This is a genomic window from Thalassospira sp., assembly GCF_048059015.1.
Lineage (GTDB): Bacteria > Pseudomonadota > Alphaproteobacteria > Rhodospirillales > Thalassospiraceae > Thalassospira.
The window spans coordinates 89,980-108,598 of record NZ_JBLLNT010000007.1 but is presented as its reverse complement, the minus strand read 5'-3'; the positions used below and the strand labels follow the sequence as shown (position 1 = coordinate 108,598).

Sequence of the window (18,619 nt, the reverse complement as noted above, 5' to 3'; positions counted from 1 at the left end):
AGACTGATGGACGAGATCAAAAGATCGGTCCTGCGAAGCCCCGCCGATGTGCGGGGCTTTGCCGATTTTGATGGACCGCTTTATTACGCACCTACGGGTTTCATCGACCATGCCGATGATCCCAATACGCTCCCGCTGGCCGGATCACGCCGCGGGTTTTCAGCACTTGAGATCATCCGTCGCCGTGAAGGTGGCGGGGCCGAAAGCATGATCCTGCCGTTGCTCGCCCTTGAAGGGTGGGTTCAAAACAGCGGACGCGTGGACGAGATCAATGCTGTGCTTGATCGCCTGATGGCCAAGCGTCCGGAGTTTGCAGGCCTTGATATGGCGTCCTGCCATGTGATGGGCATCATCAATGTGACCCCTGACAGCTTCTCGGACGGTGGGGACTATAACACGACCGATGCGGCAGTTGCACGCGGTCGAGCGATGATAGAGGCCGGTGCATCGATCCTTGATATCGGTGGTGAATTGACCCGCCCGGGTGCCGAAGACGTATCCGAGGCCGATGAGATCGCACGTGTTGTGCCGGTTATTCGTGAACTGGCAGCTGAAGGTCATGTCATTTCGATCGATACCCGTCATGCATCGGTTATGGAAGCCGCTGTCGAAGCTGGTGCCGCGATTATCAACGACGTCACGGGTCTTGAGGGTGACGAACGGTCAATGGAAGTCGCCGCCGCGTCTGGCAAGCCGGTGATGTTGATGCATATGCAGGGTGAGCCGGGCACGATGCAGGCCGACCCGCAGTATGATTGCGCGGTGCTTGATATCTATGACTACTTGCTCGATCGCATCGAAAGTTGCGAACGTGCAGGTATCTCACGCGATCGTATTTGCATTGATCCGGGCATCGGTTTTGGCAAGACGCTGTCGCACAACCTCGAACTTCTGTCGCGTCTGGCGATCTTCCACGGGCTTGGTTGTCCGATCCTGCTTGGAACGTCACGTAAATCCTTCATTGGCAAGATTGATCCGAAAGCCGATCCGAAACAGCGGCTGGGTGGATCGATTGCATCAGCTGTGAATGGATGGCGACACGGGGTTCAGATGATCCGTGTGCATGACGTTCCAGAAACGGTTCAGGCCATTTCTATCGCCAGTTCTACGTCCATCGTATAGTTGAAGAGGTGCTGGCCATACTAGCCGTATAGCTTGTCATTTCTGCTGCTTTGATTAAAAGCAAGACATGTAACCCGTTGTAAAGGGCCACTTTAGACGAGTTCCAGTCTTGCTTTTTTCTTGTCCGGAATTTGGCATTTTCTGACCTTCTGCGGTTGGAGCTTGCAGAAACTGCGCGAGAGACACATACCAGTAATTGAACAAATACAAGTGGCGGAAAAGTCACGATTTGTGGTTGGTAAAAAGCAAACGCGAAGGTCTTTGTATGAACGGTATTGGCGGCCTGGCACGACGAGAAATCGGGCGTGCTCCATCCGGCCGGGATGATATGGCGCATTGTGTTTTTGTCGTCGAGGACAACACGGATCTGAACAAGGATCTGTGTGAGTATCTCGAAATGTGTGGGTTTGACGTTATCGGTTGTGAAACCGGTGCGGCGTTTTACCGTGCGCTGAACGAACAGAAACCAGATGCGGTTATCCTTGATATCATGTTGCCCGACGCGGACGGCTATGAGCTGGCAAAGCATGTTCGTCAGAACATTGATTGCGGGATCATGATGCTGACGTCGTTGTCGGGGATGGATAATCACCTGACCGGCTATAAGTCCGGTGCCGATGTTTATCTGACCAAAGACAGTCCGCTTTCCGTGATTGAGGCTGCCTTGCAGCCATTGCTGCGACGTTCGTCACGCAATGATGTCGACATCGCAGCAGGCCCAGAACCACAAGTGATCCCGGAAGATAGCTGGGTGCTTGATATGCTCAACTGGACGCTTCGCAATCCAGCGGGCGATGAAGCAAGCCTGACCGCAACCGAACGCACCATCATCAAGCTTCTGATCGAAGCCAATGGTGCCTGGCTGACCCGCCCGGAAATCGTTGAAGCATTGGGCAAGGCCGACACGGCGGAAAACTGCCGCAACCTTGATACCGCCATTCGTCGCGTACGACAGAAGATCATGAAAGAAATTGGCGAAGAATTGCCGGTGCGTACGGCCTATGGCCGTGGCTATGCCTTTACCTCATCTGCTGTGGTGGCTGGCAGCGTCGAAGCGTCCTGATTTCTTATCGTTCGACCGTTGTTTCTTCGCATGGAAGCAGCAGGCAAAGCTCAATCCCATGAATGCCGCGATCCCGCAGTTTGATCGATCCGCCATGCGCATCAACAATGCGCTGTGAGATATGCAGGCCAAGGGCACTGCGCAGAGATTTGGCTTCCATATCACGACGGAACAGCGCATCGCCGATCAGGCGGATCTCGTCATCATCAAGTTCTTTACCCTGGCAGGGAATGGCAATTTCGACCAGCCAACTGGTATGGCGGTAAAGTTCGATATGGATCGGCTCACCATGAGCGAAGCGGCGTGATGTTTCGATCAGATTGGTGATCGCAAGGCCGATCAGGGTTTCGTCGATATAGGCCTCAAACGTTTCTGTGTCATGGCAGGTCAGTTTGATTTCAGCCCCCTCGCGCGAGGTATGGGCAACGAAATCTTCCATGAAGTCGTTGAGCAACACCAGTTCGCGCGCAAGCGAGAACTCCTGGTTTTCAATGCCATCTTTACTCAGGAAAATATCAACCAGCCGTGCAAGCTTTCGTGCCTGCAACTGGATACGTATCAGGCGTTCCTGAACGTCCCCGGCGTGATCCTTTAGGCGCAGCATCAACATCTCGGCGGACCGTTGAATGACAGCCAGCGGCGTGCGGAACTCGTGGGACAGCATCGAGATCAGCTTGCGCTGTTCTTCAACAAGGTTGGTTGTTTCTTCTGCCTGCTGGGAGATCGAAAGGCGTTCTTTATCCATATGCGACAGGCGGACTGCCATAAGGATACCCATGCCGATGATATGGAACAACAGGGTGAACTGATGCATGGCCAGTCGCATGGGGGTGACCGCGATGATCCCCGAATGGGCGAGCTGTAAGGCAATGGCAGACGTGGTTGGGAAGGCCAGCACAATCAGATAGGACCATATCAGCCAGTTTCTGACATCCTCAAACAAGCGCGCGACAAGGAACAGGCACATGCTGGCCATGAACAGTGAATGGCTTGGCACAATGTAGGAGCCAAACACAGTATAAAGGCCGTTTGTCGAGCCGACCGTAAAAAACAGTATCAGGACGACGTATGCGCAACCTGCTTTGAATAACCAAGGATGGCGGGGTTTTATGCCCGCAATGTATAACCAAAGGAAAGCTGTCGCCGCGTGAGAAATCACATTGCTTTCACCAAGCAAAAAGTCATTCAGCCAAGGTGTTTCAGGTTGGAGCTCGCTTAGGGCCAATCCATTTACAATCGCAACAACGGCCCCGACGGTGACAACCCAAATGCCATAGATGACAACGACTGCATCACGGGCAATCAGGCCAAGCGTGAAGTAGGCAATGCCAAGCGTCACAATCAGGCCGAAGAATACATTGGTCGCAAGATTTCGAACCGTGAGTGACGAAATAAGCTCTTTTGTCGGCCAAAGCTTTGCCTGAATGAAATTGGTGCTGTTGCTTTCCACCCGGATATAGATCCGGTATTTGCCAGATGACAACAATGGCAGGGCGGTCACATGGGTTCCCCCATTGAAGTCGCGCAAACTGGTCGGCACGTTATCGCCAAGGTTAGTGCGCCAGAAGGGTTCGGGTGCTTCATCACGATAAAGGAACACATCAATGAAATTCAGATAGGTTGGCTGAATTTCAAGAAGGTGGTTCTTGGTCAGGTCCGCTTCGACTTCGAAATCAACAAGGTGCCAGATGATGTCGTTGGTATAGCCAAACGATGGAATGGCATCGGTATGGGTAAAGCTGCTATCGGGCAGGGCGCGAATATTGGTCAGCCCCATTTCGCGCGATGTATCAACAAACGATGCGATAAACGGGGTGATATTAATCTGGCTTTCCAGTTCACCAGACAGCCGCAGTGTCGTTGGGCTTTGCGCGGTTTGGCCATGTGCGGGGTTGGTTAACTGGTTGAAGGCAAGCAACGTCACCAACAGCACGGCACAGAATAACCGTGCGGGGCGAAGGATGTCGTGAATGGCTTGCCTGCATGAAATGGGGAAAAGCATGTCTAGCGATCCCCATCTTTGGACTTGCCGCGCAATCCGCTTAACGCGCGCAGATGTGCTTCATTCGTGCTGAGAACCGTTTCATCAAGATTATAGGGAAGCTTGAGCAGTACGGTGGTACCGCCACGCTCCCCCACGCTGATTGCCATTGTGCCGCCATGGGCCAGGATGATGCGATTGGTGATATGCAGGCCAAGGCCCACACCCTGGGTCACAGATGATTCTTTGCCGCGATAAAACGCGTTTAAAACCTTGCTCAGATCCTCGGACGGGATACCGGGGCCTTCATCAACCACACGAATATAGACAAACCCATTGGCCGAACGATTGCATGCGACCCAAACCGGGGCCCCCGGTGCATATTTACGCGCATTTTCGATTAGGTTGACGATCGCGCGTTCCAGCAGAATGCGGTCGATATCAACGACGGCGAATTCGGAATTGATCAGATTGACATTCTGTTCCTGAACTTCGCGGTTTCGTCGGGCAATCAGATCGCTCAGGAATTGATCAATGGCGACGGGTTCGCGCGAGGTGGTGAAGGTTGCGCTATCAAGCGTTTCCTTGGTCAGAAACGCATCGACAAGCCCGGACAACTGTCCGGCATTGCTGCGGATAGTGGTCAGACGGCTATGGATTGTTTCGGGTTCGCCGCGCAGATGCAGTCCAAGAATTTCCGCTGAGCGCTGAATGATCGCTAAAGGTGTGCGGAACTCGTGCGAAAGCATCGTGATAAAGGCGCGTTGCTCACCAGCAAGCTGCGTTGCGCGCTGACTGGTGGCAAAGGCTTCGACGCGAGTTTTTGCCAATCGGAAGGTTCGAAACCCCATGGCAATTGCGATCATCACCAGATGAAAAGTGGAACTTACTGAATAGATGTTTTTGGTGAATGCATTGATCGGCATCACACCAATTAACATCATCAAATTTACAATTGCGCCAATGGTGGGGAGGCCAAGTGCGACCATCAAGTAGCTGTGCGCAAAAAGCTGACGCTCGCGGTAGCCGATATAGACGAGAAATGTGAGAAGTATGACCAGCACGATGATACTTGGGACGAAGAACATCTTGGCATAGAGAATATACCAATCAGATGTCGACGTGACGAAACCAAGTATCGTAAGTGCCGCAAAGCCGGCTATTGCGCCGAACACTCTCGGGAAATACACATCCAACCGGATGAGATAGCCCCACATGATCAGGCTGCTTCCGATTGAAAGTGCCGATCCGGCCCCTGTGATGGCATCGCTGGCAAGTGGCCAGAGTGATTTGAATATCAATTGCGCATAACCGGAGACGCCAAGATTGACCAAGAAAAGTGCAACAATGTAAATCGCGTACCAACAGACAGCTTTATCACGCGATAGCACACCGAAGGTCAGGTAGATGCCAAATGCCACCAGCAGGATGCCAAGGTAGACCCCTTTGATGTAGCTGTTACTGCCGGTATTGGCGATGACACTTTCTTCTGTCAGGAGACGGGCCTCAAACACGTGCGCACTGTTGGTTTTGACCCCGATGGTTAGCCAATAGTGCCCCGGCGCAAGCTGCGGCCATTGGGCGGTATGATACAGGCTGACAATCTGCTCAGGACTTGACGGTATGTGATCACCGACCCGGTCGCGCCAAACGGTCTGTCCGGTATCGCTTGAAACGATGGCAAGGGTAATGTCGTTAAGATAGGCCGCACCCATTTCAAGAAACGCCATACCGCCGTCCGGGCTGTTACGGGTTTCAACAAAAAACGGTGCACGGTACCAGATCGTCTTGTCGGTATAGCCAGGTCCCCTGGAGCCAAGGACTTCCTCGAACTCGCTTTCGGGAATGTTGATCAGATCAGCGGGGATGATCAGGTTGCGATCGGTGGTCAGACGGGTCAGGAAATAGGCCAGATCAATGTCGTTTCGCGGTCCAGAACCACTGATAACAAAGTGTGCCTGATCGTCAAGGGCAAGTGCTTTGGCAGGGTACAGAGCCCAAAGCCCGCCAGTGATCACTGCCAACACCAAAATCAGTGCCATTTGTGGGCGGATTTTGTGCAAAGTTACCCCGGTACTAATCCTTTAAACGACGTCTGATTGTGATAGCGGTTTTTCCAAAGCAGGTCATTGCTTTTATCAGCATGAAGGCATGTAATCTCGTTAACGGATTGGTTGTCTTAAAGACGCTAAAATGCCCACTTGCCGGTAGTATTGCTGCACCACTTTGATATAACCGGCAGTCAGAATTCAATTACCGGGCAAGCAAGCCCGCGCTGCAGACAGAGACATGGAACATGAGCCGCAAATATTTTGGCACTGATGGCATTCGCGGAACGGCAAACACAGCACCGATGACCGCTGAAGTCGCCCTTAAAGTCGGTATGGCCGCCGGACATTATTTCACACGCGGCAATCACCGTCATAAGGTCGTGATCGGCAAGGATACCCGTCTTTCGGGTTATATGCTTGAGCCGGCATTGGTGTCTGGTTTTACCTCGATGGGGATGGATGTGATGCTGGTCGGTCCGATGCCGACCCCGGCCGTCGCCATGCTGACCAAATCCATGCGCGCTGATATTGGTGTGATGATCTCTGCCTCGCACAATCCGTTTCAGGATAACGGGATCAAGCTTTTTGGTCCGGATGGCTTCAAGCTGTCTGACGAGGTCGAGCTTGAAATCGAAAACCTGATGGAAAGCGATCTTTCCAGCAAACTGGTTCCAGCCAATGCATTGGGCCGTGCAAAACGTATTGATGACGCACCGGGCCGTTATATTGAGGCGGTTAAATCATCGCTTCCGGGATCGGTTACGCTTGAAGGGCTTCGCATCGTTCTCGATTGCGCGCATGGTGCGGGTTATTCCGTCGCCCCCAAGGTTCTGCGTGAATTGGGTGCTGACGTTATCGAAATTGGTACCAGCCCCAATGGTCTGAACATTAATGACAAATGTGGCTCGACCTACACCAAAACAATGTGTGACCGCGTGCTGGCCGAAAAGGCCGATGTGGGGATCGCGCTTGATGGTGATGCCGACCGTGTTCAGATGTGTGATGAAAAAGGCCAGCTGATTGATGGTGATCAGCTGATGGGCCTTGTGACGACCCATTGGAAACGGACCGGTCAGTTGCGCGGCAATGCGCTTGTCGCAACGGTTATGTCCAACCTTGGTCTGGAACGTTATCTGGAACGCAATGATGTTCGTCTGATCCGTACCAAGGTCGGTGACCGCTATGTGGTTGAACAGATGCGCGCCCTTGATTGTAACGTTGGTGGCGAGCAGTCCGGACATATTGTTCTGTCTGACTTTGCATCGACCGGTGATGGCCTTCTGGCAGCGCTTCAGGTGCTGGCAGTTCTTGCCAGCCGTGAAGGTCGCGTGTCGGAAATGAGCCGCGTGTTCGAACCGCTGCCCCAGATTCTTAAAAACGTGCGCTATGCGGCGGGGGCCGACCCGCTATCAGAAAGCAGCGTTATCGAGGCTATCTCAACCGCAGAGAAGGCGTTTAACGGCGATGGCCGTGTTCTGATCCGTAAATCAGGGACCGAGCCGTTGATCCGCGTGATGGCCGAAGGCGATGACGCGGTAAAAGTCGAACAGATCGTTGACGGTATTGTCGCTGAAATCACCGCAGTTGCAGGCTAAGGAAGGTAGATTATGAAGGGTCGTGTCTTGATCATTGCCGGGTCCGATTGTTCGGGCGGAGCAGGTATTCAGGCCGATATCAAATCGGTGACCGCGCTTGGTGGTTATGCTGCAACTGCGATTACGGCTTTGACGGTACAAAATACCACCGGAGTCTTTGACGTTTTGGGCATCGATCCGGAAATGATCGTCCATCAGGCGACCGTTACAATTGACGATATCGGTGCTGATTCCATTAAAACGGGCATGCTGCATTCTGTGCCTGTAATCAACGCTGTGGCGGAATTTATCAAACAGAAAGCAAACGGTATTCCAGTTGTTGTTGACCCTGTGATGGTTTCTCAAAGCGGTTCAAGGCTACTTCAGGAAGATGCTGTAACGGCATTGATTGAACAGATGATCCCGCTTGCGACGGTGCTGACACCAAATATTCCCGAAGCAGAAGTACTGTCAGGCATGAAAATCACCAGCGAAGGTGATATGATTGCTGCGGCGCACAAAATTGGCGAGCTTGGTGCTGAGGCTGTTTTGATAAAAGGTGGTCACGCCGAGGGTGACAAAATCGTCGATATCTTGTGGCGCTGTGACGGTGATGTAGAGGGCTTTGAAGGTTCGCGCATTCCGTCCGAGAATAATCATGGTACGGGCTGCTCGCTTGCAAGTTCGATTGCAACCGGGCTGGCACAGGGCATGGGGTTGAGTGACTTCTGTTGCCCGTGCGCGGGCATATGTCCGTGAAGCCATCCGAACCGCACCAAATTACGGCAAAGGAAACGGTCCGCTAAACCATGCGCATCCTGTGACCGGTTGATGTGATCAACGGAATGTCACGGGCGCTAAAAGTTGGGACACTTGCGGTATGCCGGGCACTTCTTTTTTCCATCAGGCGCGCAACAAAGCGGCGTCAAACCAACGACTGTATGACGTTTGCCAGAAACTGACTTCTGACGAACTCACGATCAGGCGAGCGGCCTTTTCATCGACGATCCTTGAGATCCTGAACCACATCCTGACGGTGGATTGGTATTATCTGGATGCGATGGTGTGTGGTGGCAGGGGACTTGATTGCCTTGCCAACGACATGCCGTTTGCCGATATCAGGAAACTGGCCAATGCGCAGCGTGATCAGGATTTAAAGCTGATGTCGTTTTGCGATCAGATCGATGAAAAAGATGCCATTCGCGCCGTCGAACTGGAACGAAAAGACAAACAGACAAGCTTTGAAACGGTTGCCGATATTTTGTCGCACCTGTTTGTTTATCAAACCCATCAACGCGGGCAGGTGCATGCGCATTTGGCCAATACAAGCCAGTCACCGCCGCCACTTGATGACTACCATCTTGAATATGATGCTCCGTTTCCAAGGGTTGATTTTTCAGCCCTGGGCGGCAAAGGGGCGTAAGGGACACACATGAATAAAAGAATGCTGCGCCGTGCTGCGCTTGCTGGCGGGATTGCTGTTCTGGCAGCGGTCAGTTACGGAAGTCCGGAACGTTATATCGCCAATGCGCTTTGGTCAGGTGATGCTGCGCCGTGGGAAAAGGTGACAGCGGTCTATACGCCTGACATCACCAAACCCAACAAGATCGAAATTTCCGATGCGATCTTTGCCGATTTGACCGCATGCCGCGAGCATGTTTTGGCGATGGCGGCAGAACGCGGCGATCCCAACCTTGAAAAAGGAAGCTTTGAATGTGCGGTGGGCTTCTATCCGGTCAATGACGATGATCCGGAAGGCAACTATCGACTGATCGTCAAATAAGCTGGCCCACACGGCAGCGTTAAAGCACGTACCAAAGAAGTGCTGGCAGGGCGATGGCCGCAAGGAAGCTTGAGCTGATAACAACGCCTGCTACTTCTTCTGGTTCGCGGTTGTAAAGCTGCGCAAACAAATAGCAGAACACAGCAACCGGCATCGAACATTGCAAGATCACAACACCGCGTTCCATGCCCTCAAGCCCCATCACTTCCGACAGGCCCAAGCCAACGCCAAAGCCCATGCCAAGACGAAGAATGCTAAGGGCAGTACTACGTGCAAGGCTAACCGGGCGCAGTTTGGCCAGTGACACACCAAGCGTGAACAGCATCAGCGGAATGGTCAGCTGGCCGATCAGGTTGGTGGTGTTGTAAAGCCATGCTGGTACTTCGGTATCGGTGGCTAGGAATGCGGTGGCAATCAGGGTTGCGGGAATGATCGGCATCTTGGCAAGTGACTTCAAAGAGAAGCTGCCAGATACAAAGGCAACACCAATGGTCAGCTGCAAGACGACGTAAGCTGCAAAGAACGCCACAGAAAGTGCCAAGCCTTCCTGGCCATATGCCAGCATACAAAGAGGCAGGCCCACATTGCCGACATTCGGCCAAGTCAGAGATTGCAGATAAGTGCGCGGTGACAGGTTAAACACCTTAAGCACCGGCCAACCGATCAGGGCAAAGATGACGTTGGCAGCAAGGGCCGCGGTGCCCATCAAAATCAGCGTATCACCACCGAGCTCAACCGTCGCAAGTGCGGCAAAGGTCAGGCACGGTGTTGCAAAATAGGTAACGATGGATGTGACAAGGTTGGTATCAAAATGTTTGCCGGCACGGGCCCAGAAATAGCCCAGTCCAGTGGTGACAAAGACCGGCGCCAGAATTGCAAAAATATCGGCAAACATTGGATATTTGTTCCTTGATTATTCCCTTGGGGACGAAATTGTCACGTTAGCTATCCCCCCTGCAAGTGAATAATGGTAATACCAATTTGTTTTTCGCGCTGCGGAATGCAGGTTTGTTTTTCCAATCGCCTTGTCATATTGCATGGATATGCAACATTGTTGGCACAATCTGATACCGCATAAAGGCCGTCCATGACTGCGCAGCCCACCGATACCGTCAAACGACATCTTATTGATCCAGCACCAAGATTTCGCGATCGCCGTTCGCCGAGACCGGCTGTGTTCCTTGATCGTGATGGTGTGATCAATGAAGAAGTCCATTATCTGTCGCATGTCGACGAGCTGAAATTGATTGCGGGTACGGCAAGCGCCATTCGCCGCCTTAACGAGGCGGGCATCCCGGTGATCGTCGTAACCAATCAGTCAGCGGTCGCGCGCGGATACCTTACCGAAGACGGACTGTTTGAAATTCATCAGGCAATGGCTGGTTTGTTGGCGCGCGAAAAGGCATCGGTTCAGGGGATCTATTATTCGCCGTATCATCCGGATGGGGAGGGTGCCTATCGCCGCGACAGCACATGCCGTAAGCCTGAGGCAGGTATGTTGTTGGCCGCGGCCGATGAATTTGCGATCACGTTGTCCGAGAGTGTTCTGGTCGGCGACCGCATAAATGATATCCGTGCCGGGCATGCCGCTGGAACGCGGGCGATCATGGTCCGTACCGGGCACGGCGCAAAGGAAACTCAACTACCGGACGCGCAAGAAGCCGATTTCATTGCCGATGATCTTGCTGCCGCCGTCGATCATATTTTGGGATCGATGATCGCGAACTGATCCAATCTAGATGGTGATTTGGGTTGGTTACGCCTTTGACAGGCACCAGTTCTGCCACATCTCGCGACAGGCTTCTTCGAACTCGCGCGCGACGGCCGGGCCATGAAAGGCCTTGCTGCTGATGATGCGGTCGCGCATGTTTTCGCGGATGCTGGCCAGTGCCTTAAGATCCGAACTCAGCATGATGCATTTATCGACATAACCCTTTTCGGTTTCAGCACAGAGTGCCTCAAGTCCGATATCATCAAGCAGTGCCAAACCCTGTCGGGAGCTTGGCATGTCGTACGCTAGCGATATGAATGGAATGCCGTGCCAAAGCATCTCGTAGTAATTCTCAAGGCTGATGGCCGGAAACGGTGCAAGGCCGATATCAATTTGCGCAAATAGTGCTGTGCGGTCTTCGGGTTTGACCTTGCCCGCCAGATCAAGGCGATCGCGCTTAATCCCGGCTTGCCGGGTGCGATCCAGAAACGTTTTGGCGGCGTAGGAATCTTCCAGAACATCATCCTGAATGACGATCCGGCTGTTTGCGACTTTATTCAATATTCTGGCAAAGCAGTTAAGCGTCTCGTCACTGATATTGGCGAGCTTATCAATGCAGCCAAACCGAATGATGTCTTCGCCAAATGCGGCGGGTAGAGTGCTGACGGGCATGCCGCCATCGGGCAGTTCCGGAACATAGGGACCAATGGCCAGTTTTTGCGGTTGTTCTGACAGCATCTTGTTGCTCGAGAGCTTTCCGCCAAACACATCCTTATGCCCGATCAGATAATCGATCTGGCTGATGCCTGTGGTGGTGGCAGAAAAGCTTGCCTGAACGGGCGCTGCATGAAGGGCAAAGACTTCGATTTGTTGGGTGGGGTGCACCCCGCACAGATCAATCAAGATATCGACCTTGTCCTTGCGGATGCGATCCGCAATTTGCATCGGGTCCTGACCAAATACTTCGCGCCAACCATCTGCCATGACTTGCCAAGAACGCGTCACATCATCCGGTCGCGGGGTGGCTGAATATAAAAACAGTTCAACCTCGTGACGGTTCAGATGCCGTGCCAATTGTGACAGCAACCCAAAGGACGGATGTTCGCAAAAGAACGGTGATATCCAGCCGATGCGCAATCGTTTGTCAGATTGCCGGATATTGACAAAGGCGGGCTTTGCCGCGATCGGCATATGTTCCTTGGCCCAGGTTTTGGCAGCCTTGGCATGGCTTGCTGCATCTGTCGCGACAAGCTTGGCCGTAGTCCTGAGCAACAATGCATCTGCGGTCGCATTACCCGGATTGGCTTTTAGAACGGCTTCAAGAATTTCGATGGTTTGGGTAACATCACCGCATTTAAGTGTGATGTCGGCCATCACCAGATCGATATCGTCGGTATCCTTGGTGAACTGCCGTGCGGTTTTCAAAAGGGCGATGGCTTTGGCATAGGCCCCCTGATGAGCCAATGATTGACCAAGACCCCGCAGGCCCGGAACGAACTTGGCATCGATACTAAGCGCGCGCTGATAAAGTCCCTGTGCAGGTTTGGGATAGCCCAAGCGCAGCAATGCAGTTCCGACGCGGCAAATCAGTTCCGGGGAAATGCCTGCGGCTTCTGCTGCGTGCTCAAGTGACTTAAGGGCGGCTTCTTCTTGGCCCAGTGCATGAAGCGCATTGCCAAACAAAAGAAGGCCTTCATAGTGGTCGGGTTTAAGGCCCAGCAATCGTCCCAAAAGATCAACGGCCTGACCCAAATGCCCGCGCGGCATTTCAAGGCGGGCAAGATGATAAAGGGCGGTGGGGAAATCGCCATGATAGCTGATCGCTTGTTTGAACTGATCAATCGCCTTGTCGATCTGGCCCGAGCTTTCAAGTGCGATGGCATAGTTGCAGCGCGCAGCAGGGTTGGCGCCAAAGCTTGCCAAGCAGCTTTCAAAAAGATCAATGGCCTCACCATGGCGGCCAAGCCCGGTCAGAAGTGTTGCCAGAAGATGTTCTGCCTCGGCATTACCCGGCGCGATATCAAGCGCCTGACGGTATATCTTCTCGGCCTCTTCAGGGCGGTTGCCCTCATGCGCACTCAGTCCGCGTCGCAACAGTGTCTTGAGTTCGTCGGACATGGATGTGCGTTTCTCCGCCGTAAAGTCTTTTGGCCGCTAACCGGTAAATGCCCCCTGACATTAAAGGGTTCGGCGTGACCTTTAAAGCATGCAGTTGCGCTTTGATCTGCAACATCCCGGAATTGGGATAAAAAAAACCCCGAACCTGGAAGGGTCCGGGGCGAGAATGGGAGTGGGAGAATCGCCTGGCGGCGATAATCACCTATTAAGATATGAGCAGTACGGGCTAAGGTCGCCTATCCAAGGGAATAGTATTTTTGGTATTTGGGGTAGGTTCCCGCACGGGACTCACTGAAATCTGTGAAGTTGATCACTTTTTTCGGGTGCGTGGTGTTAGCGCTAACACTACTTCATCAAACAGCACGTTGAACAACCATCGGGTAGCAATCGTACCGTATGATGGAATGTGGTGAAATTTTCAGGCAAAAAACTGTCAACCGGCGCGAATACTGTGCTAGAACGCCACTATATTAAAGAAACACTACCCCGCGAAGAAGAGAGGTTCCTTCCATGCCGGAATATCGGTCTCGTACAACAACCCATGGCCGTAACATGGCCGGTGCGCGCGGCCTTTGGCGCGCCACTGGTATGACAGATGAAGACTTCGACAAGCCGATCATCGCGGTCGTTAACAGCTTCACCCAATTTGTGCCCGGTCACGTGCATCTTAAAGACCTCGGTCAGATGGTCGCACGCGAGATTGAGGCCGCTGGCGGTGTCGCCAAGGAATTTAACACCATCGCAGTCGATGACGGCATTGCGATGGGCCATGACGGCATGCTCTATAGCTTGCCATCGCGCGAAATCATTGCCGATTCCGTTGAATATATGGTCAATGCCCATTGCGCCGATGCGATGGTGTGCATTTCCAACTGCGACAAGATTACCCCGGGTATGTTGATGGCGGCAATGCGCCTGAACATTCCGGCGGTCTTTGTGTCCGGTGGCCCGATGGAAGCCGGTAAAGTCATTCTGGATGGCAAAGAGCATCACCTTGATCTGGTTGATGCGATGGTTCAGGCGGCTGATCCGAACATCTCGGACGAGCAGGTCAAAACCGTTGAACGTTCCGCATGCCCGACTTGTGGTTCATGCTCTGGCATGTTCACTGCCAACTCAATGAACTGCCTGGCTGAGGCGCTTGGCCTAGCGCTTCCGGGCAATGGCTCGGTGCTGGCGACCCATGCTGCGCGTAAGGAGTTGTTCCTTGAAGCGGCACGCACGTCGGTCAAGCTCGCACGTCGTTATTACGAAGAAGAAGACGAAGGTGCGACCCCGCGCGGTATCGCGACCTTTAAGGCGTTTGAGAACGCCATGGCGCTTGATATCGCAATGGGCGGTTCGACCAATACGGTTCTGCACTTGCTTGCCATCGCCAAGGAAGCCGAAGTAGACTTCACCATGGCTGACATGGATCGCCTGTCGCGCAAGATTCCGTATCTGTCCAAAGTCGCACCGAACCACCCGATGTTCCACATGGAAGATGTCCATCGTGCGGGCGGTATCATGCGTATTCTGGGCGAGCTGGACCGTGCTGGTCTGCTGCACACGGATGTATCGACCGTACATACAAAAACGATGGCCGATGCCCTTGAGAAGTGGGACATCAAACGCACCAATAACGAAGCTGTGCACAAATTCTTCCGTGCGATGCCAGGTGGCGTCCCGTCGCAAACGGCATTTAGCCAGGAGCGTTATTGGGACGATCTTGATCTTGACGAAAAAGAAGGCTGCATCCGTGATATCAAGCACGCCTACAGTCAGGATGGTGGTCTTGCGGTTCTGTTTGGCAACCTTGCGGCCAATGGCTGCGTGGTTAAGACCGGTGGCGTGGATGCAAGCATCCTGAAATTCACCGGTCCGGCCGTGATTTGCGAAAGCCAGGACGAAGCCGTTGCCAAGGTTCTTGGCGGTGAAGTCAAGGAAGGCGACGTTGTCGTTATCCGTTACGAAGGCCCGAAAGGTGGCCCGGGTATGCAGGAAATGCTCTATCCGACCAGCTATCTGAAATCGATGGGACTTGGAAAGGCTTGCGCGCTGATCACTGATGGTCGCTTCTCTGGCGGTACGTCTGGTCTTTCGATCGGTCACGTTTCGCCCGAAGCTGCTTCTGGTGGCGACATCGCACTGGTCGAGCCGGGTGACATGATCGAAATCGACATCCCGAACCGTTCGATCAAAATCGCGGTTGATGACGCAACCCTTGCTGCACGCCGTCAGGCGATGGAAGCCAAGGGCCCGGAAGCCTGGCGTCCGGCCAAGCCGCGCAAACGCAAAGTCTCAACTGCCCTGCGCGCCTATGCCGCCATGGCAACCAGTGCGGACCAAGGTGCTGTGCGTGATGTGACGCAGGTTGAATTCTGATCAACCCGATCAGACACAAAAAAGAAAAGGGCGCCATTCGGCGCCCTTTTTGTTTAGTCATGTGCAGCGCTTAGGAAAGAGCACTCGCCAGTGGCAGATGGTCATAACCCAATGCGTCGGCAACGGCCTTATAGGTGATCTTGCCATTGTGAACATTGAGGCCCGCTGCAAGATGTTCGTCATCCTTGCAGGCCTGCTGCCAGCCCTTGTTGGCCAGTGCCAAGGCGAAGGGCAGGGTGGCGTTGTTCAATGCGAAGGTTGATGTGCGCGCAACAGCACCTGGCATGTTGGCAACGCAGTAATGCACAACATCATCAACGATATAGGTCGGATCGGCATGGGTGGTGGCCTTTGACGTTTCAAAGCAACCGCCCTGATCAATAGCGACATCAACGATGACAGAGCCCGGCTTCATCTTGGAAAGCTGTTCCTTGCGGATCAGTTTCGGGGCTGCAGCACCCGGGATCAAGACAGCACCAACAACCATGTCTGCTTCGTAGACCAGTGCTTCGGTGTCATCGATGGTGGCGTACTGGGTTTTGATGCGCGGGCCAAACACGTCATCAAGATAGGTCAGGCGTTTGACATTCTTATCAAGAATGGTGACGTCTGCGCCCATGCCAGCAGCAATGCGCGCCGCATTGGTTCCAACAACGCCGCCGCCAATGACAACAACCCTTGCCGGGGCGACACCGGGTACACCACCCAAAAGCATGCCACGGCCGCCATTGGCCTTCTGGAGTGCGGCTGCGCCAACCTGCGGTGCCATGCGACCAGCAACTTCTGACATTGGTGCCAGAAGCGGCAAGCCACCATTGCGGTCCGTTACGGTTTCATAGGCAATTGCGGTCACGCCCGATTTTACCAGACCTGCGGTCTGATCGGGATCCGGGGCCAGGTGGAGGTAAGTGAACAGAAGTTGGCCTTCGCGCAGCTGTTCATATTCAACCTTCTGCGGTTCCTTGACCTTTACAACCATTTCAGCGGTGGCGAAGATGTTGGCAGCGGTATCGGTGATTTCCGCACCTGCGGCGATATAATCTTCATCCGCACAGCCGATGCCCGCACCGGCCATGGTTTCGATTTTGACCTTGTGCCCATGGGCAACAAGTTCACGGACCGAGCTTGGGGTCAGTCCGACACGATATTCGTGGTTTTTAATTTCCTTTGGAACACCAATCAGCATTTCGTTTCTCCCGACGAAGGTGGTGGCTATCGGGACATCTACCGGTGTTTTCCGGTGATTCCCGGGCAGTTCGTGCCCATTTTCTTATTGTTTGTGCATGATACCCTAAAAATTGGGCAATTAATCTTCAATTCAAGGGCGGATTGATGGTATCATTGCTAGATAATTCAAAAGAAATAGCTTGATCTCGGAGGATTATTCGAATGCAGATGGACGAACGTGATCGCATGATATTGCGATTGCTGCAAAAAGATGGCCGCATCAGCAACGCTGAGCTTGCCGAAAAGGTGAACCTTTCAGCATCGGCGTGTTTGCGTCGCGTGCGCTTGCTCGAAGAAGCCGGTTTTATTGACCATTATACCATGCTTCTGAACCCGGCTCGTATTGGCAAGCCTGGCAATGCGTTTGTTAATATCGCGATTACCCGCCAGACCCGCGAAGCTTTGGAGACGTTCGAGAAGGAAATTCAAAAAGTTCCCGAAGTTGTCGAATGTTATCTGCTTGCCGGGCAAAGCGATTATCTGGTGCATGTCGTCTATAGCGACACTGCTGACTATGAGCGCATCCACAGCGAAGTTCTGACCCAACTGCCCGGTGTTGAGCGTGTGCAGACGGTCATTACGCTGCGCGAAGTCAAACGCACGACGGAATTGCCTGTTTGATCCTGCGCGACGGGATGGCCATTGGCTTTGCCGTGGTTTCGGCGAAGCGCGAATCGGCGTCGAAACTGTACAGATTCGCGCAATTTGTTCGGAATGGCTTTTTTCGGTTGAGCGTATGTGACCGTTATTCATCTATTGCAATGTGGGTTTGACAGGGAAAATGTCTGTTTTTTCAAGGTGTCATAAATTTTGTCTATTTAAATTGCCGCAGCGATTTGACTTTTAGGTGAATTAACATGCAATAATATGCGTGGGGAAAAACGCTGGGGGAAAGTTAATTTATGGAACAAGAGAACCTTGTTCGTGCGCGTAGCCACGAGCAAAAATTAAAGCGACGTGCTGATATCCTTGATGCTGCACGTGAACTGTATTTGGAAGGCGATGGAACGTTGCCGTCGGCTGCCGAGGTCGCGCGTAAAGCCAATCTCGCCAAAGGCACGCTTTATCTTTATTTCTCAAGCAAAGAGGCACTGTTTCTCGAAGTGCTGCGCCACTTTCAGAAGGGCTGGTTTGAGAATAATCTCGATATCATCGATCAGGAAGCACTGCGTCGTCCAGAAGAGCGGGATTCAACCCGTGTGGCGCGTGAGTTCGTTCAGTATCTGGTGAAAAATGAGAAGTTTCTGTATCTCGCATCGCTAGCACAAGGCGTGTTGGAATCCGGGTCTGATGACGAAATGGTCGTCGGCCAGCGCCGTTTTCTGGCATCCATGGTCAAACGTACTGCCGATGCCTTGGCCGAGCTTTATGAAATCACGCCTGATGATGCCAGTAAGCTTATGCGGTCATCCTATGCGCTTGTGATTGGCCTGTGGCAGATGTCGCAGCTACCTGATCGCGTCAAAAAGCTGATGGAACAGAACGCGCTCAACAATCTGATTATTGATTTCGAAGACGCTGCCGAAGAGGCCGTTGTACATTATTGGCAGGTATCGGCACCCGGCATGAAATGCCGTGAAATGATGCGCCGTGTTGCAGCGGGCGAGTGCGGCGAAAGCTGATCA

General features: G+C 53.0%; 15 protein-coding genes. 10 read left to right on the top strand and 5 right to left on the bottom strand.

The features are described 5' to 3' along the window. Positions 1-6 precede the first annotated feature (6 nt). Positions 7-1,122: a dihydropteroate synthase gene (gene folP / locus ACMZ66_RS11320; protein ID WP_416937310.1), complete on the top strand. Its 1,116-nt coding sequence runs from the start codon at positions 7-9 to the stop codon at positions 1,120-1,122. Positions 1,123-1,351: 229 nt separating this feature from the next. Then, on the top strand, positions 1,352-2,185 hold the full coding sequence (locus tag ACMZ66_RS11315; protein ID WP_416937309.1) for a response regulator transcription factor: 834 nt from the start codon (positions 1,352-1,354) through the stop codon (positions 2,183-2,185). Positions 2,186-2,189: 4 nt separating this feature from the next. Here ACMZ66_RS11315 and ACMZ66_RS11310 read toward each other — a convergent pair whose 3' ends face one another. Both ACMZ66_RS11310 and ACMZ66_RS11305 read right to left on the bottom strand, forming a co-directional pair. Further along, complete coding sequence (locus tag ACMZ66_RS11310; protein WP_416937308.1) at positions 2,190-4,187, bottom strand: 7TM-DISM domain-containing protein; 1,998 nt, start codon at positions 4,185-4,187, stop codon at positions 2,190-2,192. 2 nt (positions 4,188-4,189) lie between these two features. After that, complete coding sequence (locus ACMZ66_RS11305) at positions 4,190-6,208, bottom strand: ATP-binding protein (protein ID WP_416937307.1); 2,019 nt, start codon at positions 6,206-6,208, stop codon at positions 4,190-4,192. Positions 6,209-6,462: 254 nt separating this feature from the next. On the opposite strand from ACMZ66_RS11305, the gene glmM reads away from it, so the two are divergent. From glmM to ACMZ66_RS11285, 4 genes are all read left to right on the top strand, one after another. Next, positions 6,463-7,812, top strand: a complete 1,350-nt coding sequence (gene glmM / locus ACMZ66_RS11300) for a phosphoglucosamine mutase (RefSeq protein WP_416937306.1) — start codon at positions 6,463-6,465, stop codon at positions 7,810-7,812. A 12-nt stretch (positions 7,813-7,824) separates the two neighbouring features. Beyond that, positions 7,825-8,550 (top strand): bifunctional hydroxymethylpyrimidine kinase/phosphomethylpyrimidine kinase, encoded by a 726-nt coding sequence (thiD, locus tag ACMZ66_RS11295; RefSeq protein WP_416937305.1) that lies wholly within the window; start codon positions 7,825-7,827, stop codon positions 8,548-8,550. Between the two features lie 121 nt (positions 8,551-8,671). Beyond that, positions 8,672-9,214 carry a DinB family protein gene (locus ACMZ66_RS11290; RefSeq protein ID WP_416937304.1) on the top strand — a complete coding sequence of 181 codons (543 nt, stop codon included), beginning with the start codon at positions 8,672-8,674 and terminating at the stop codon, positions 9,212-9,214. 9 nt (positions 9,215-9,223) lie between these two features. After that, a complete protein-coding gene (locus ACMZ66_RS11285; protein ID WP_416937303.1) occupies positions 9,224-9,574 on the top strand; it encodes a hypothetical protein in 351 nt (116 codons plus the stop codon). Between the two features lie 19 nt (positions 9,575-9,593). Here the strand turns inward: ACMZ66_RS11285 and ACMZ66_RS11280 are convergent, their stop codons facing one another. Then, positions 9,594-10,469: an AEC family transporter gene (locus ACMZ66_RS11280; RefSeq protein ID WP_416937302.1), complete on the bottom strand. Its 876-nt coding sequence runs from the start codon at positions 10,467-10,469 to the stop codon at positions 9,594-9,596. A gap of 192 nt (positions 10,470-10,661) precedes the next feature. On the opposite strand from ACMZ66_RS11280, the gene ACMZ66_RS11275 reads away from it, so the two are divergent. After that, on the top strand, positions 10,662-11,303 hold the full coding sequence (locus tag ACMZ66_RS11275; protein WP_416937301.1) for a D-glycero-alpha-D-manno-heptose-1,7-bisphosphate 7-phosphatase: 642 nt from the start codon (positions 10,662-10,664) through the stop codon (positions 11,301-11,303). 27 nt (positions 11,304-11,330) lie between these two features. Here the strand turns inward: ACMZ66_RS11275 and ACMZ66_RS11270 are convergent, their stop codons facing one another. After that, on the bottom strand, positions 11,331-13,403 hold the full coding sequence (locus ACMZ66_RS11270; RefSeq protein WP_416937300.1) for a tetratricopeptide repeat protein: 2,073 nt from the start codon (positions 13,401-13,403) through the stop codon (positions 11,331-11,333). A gap of 510 nt (positions 13,404-13,913) precedes the next feature. On the opposite strand from ACMZ66_RS11270, the gene ilvD reads away from it, so the two are divergent. Then, positions 13,914-15,767: a dihydroxy-acid dehydratase gene (ilvD, locus tag ACMZ66_RS11265; RefSeq protein ID WP_416937299.1), complete on the top strand. Its 1,854-nt coding sequence runs from the start codon at positions 13,914-13,916 to the stop codon at positions 15,765-15,767. A 70-nt stretch (positions 15,768-15,837) separates the two neighbouring features. Here ilvD and ald read toward each other — a convergent pair whose 3' ends face one another. Continuing rightward, positions 15,838-16,953, bottom strand: a complete 1,116-nt coding sequence (gene ald, locus ACMZ66_RS11260; RefSeq protein ID WP_416937298.1) for an alanine dehydrogenase — start codon at positions 16,951-16,953, stop codon at positions 15,838-15,840. A gap of 203 nt (positions 16,954-17,156) precedes the next feature. Between ald and ACMZ66_RS11255 the strand changes: the two genes are divergently transcribed. After that, positions 17,157-17,615, top strand: a complete 459-nt coding sequence (locus ACMZ66_RS11255; RefSeq protein WP_416937297.1) for an Lrp/AsnC family transcriptional regulator — start codon at positions 17,157-17,159, stop codon at positions 17,613-17,615. Positions 17,616-17,896: 281 nt separating this feature from the next. Next, positions 17,897-18,616: a TetR family transcriptional regulator gene (locus ACMZ66_RS11250; RefSeq protein ID WP_416937296.1), complete on the top strand. Its 720-nt coding sequence runs from the start codon at positions 17,897-17,899 to the stop codon at positions 18,614-18,616. Positions 18,617-18,619: the final 3 nt, after the last annotated feature.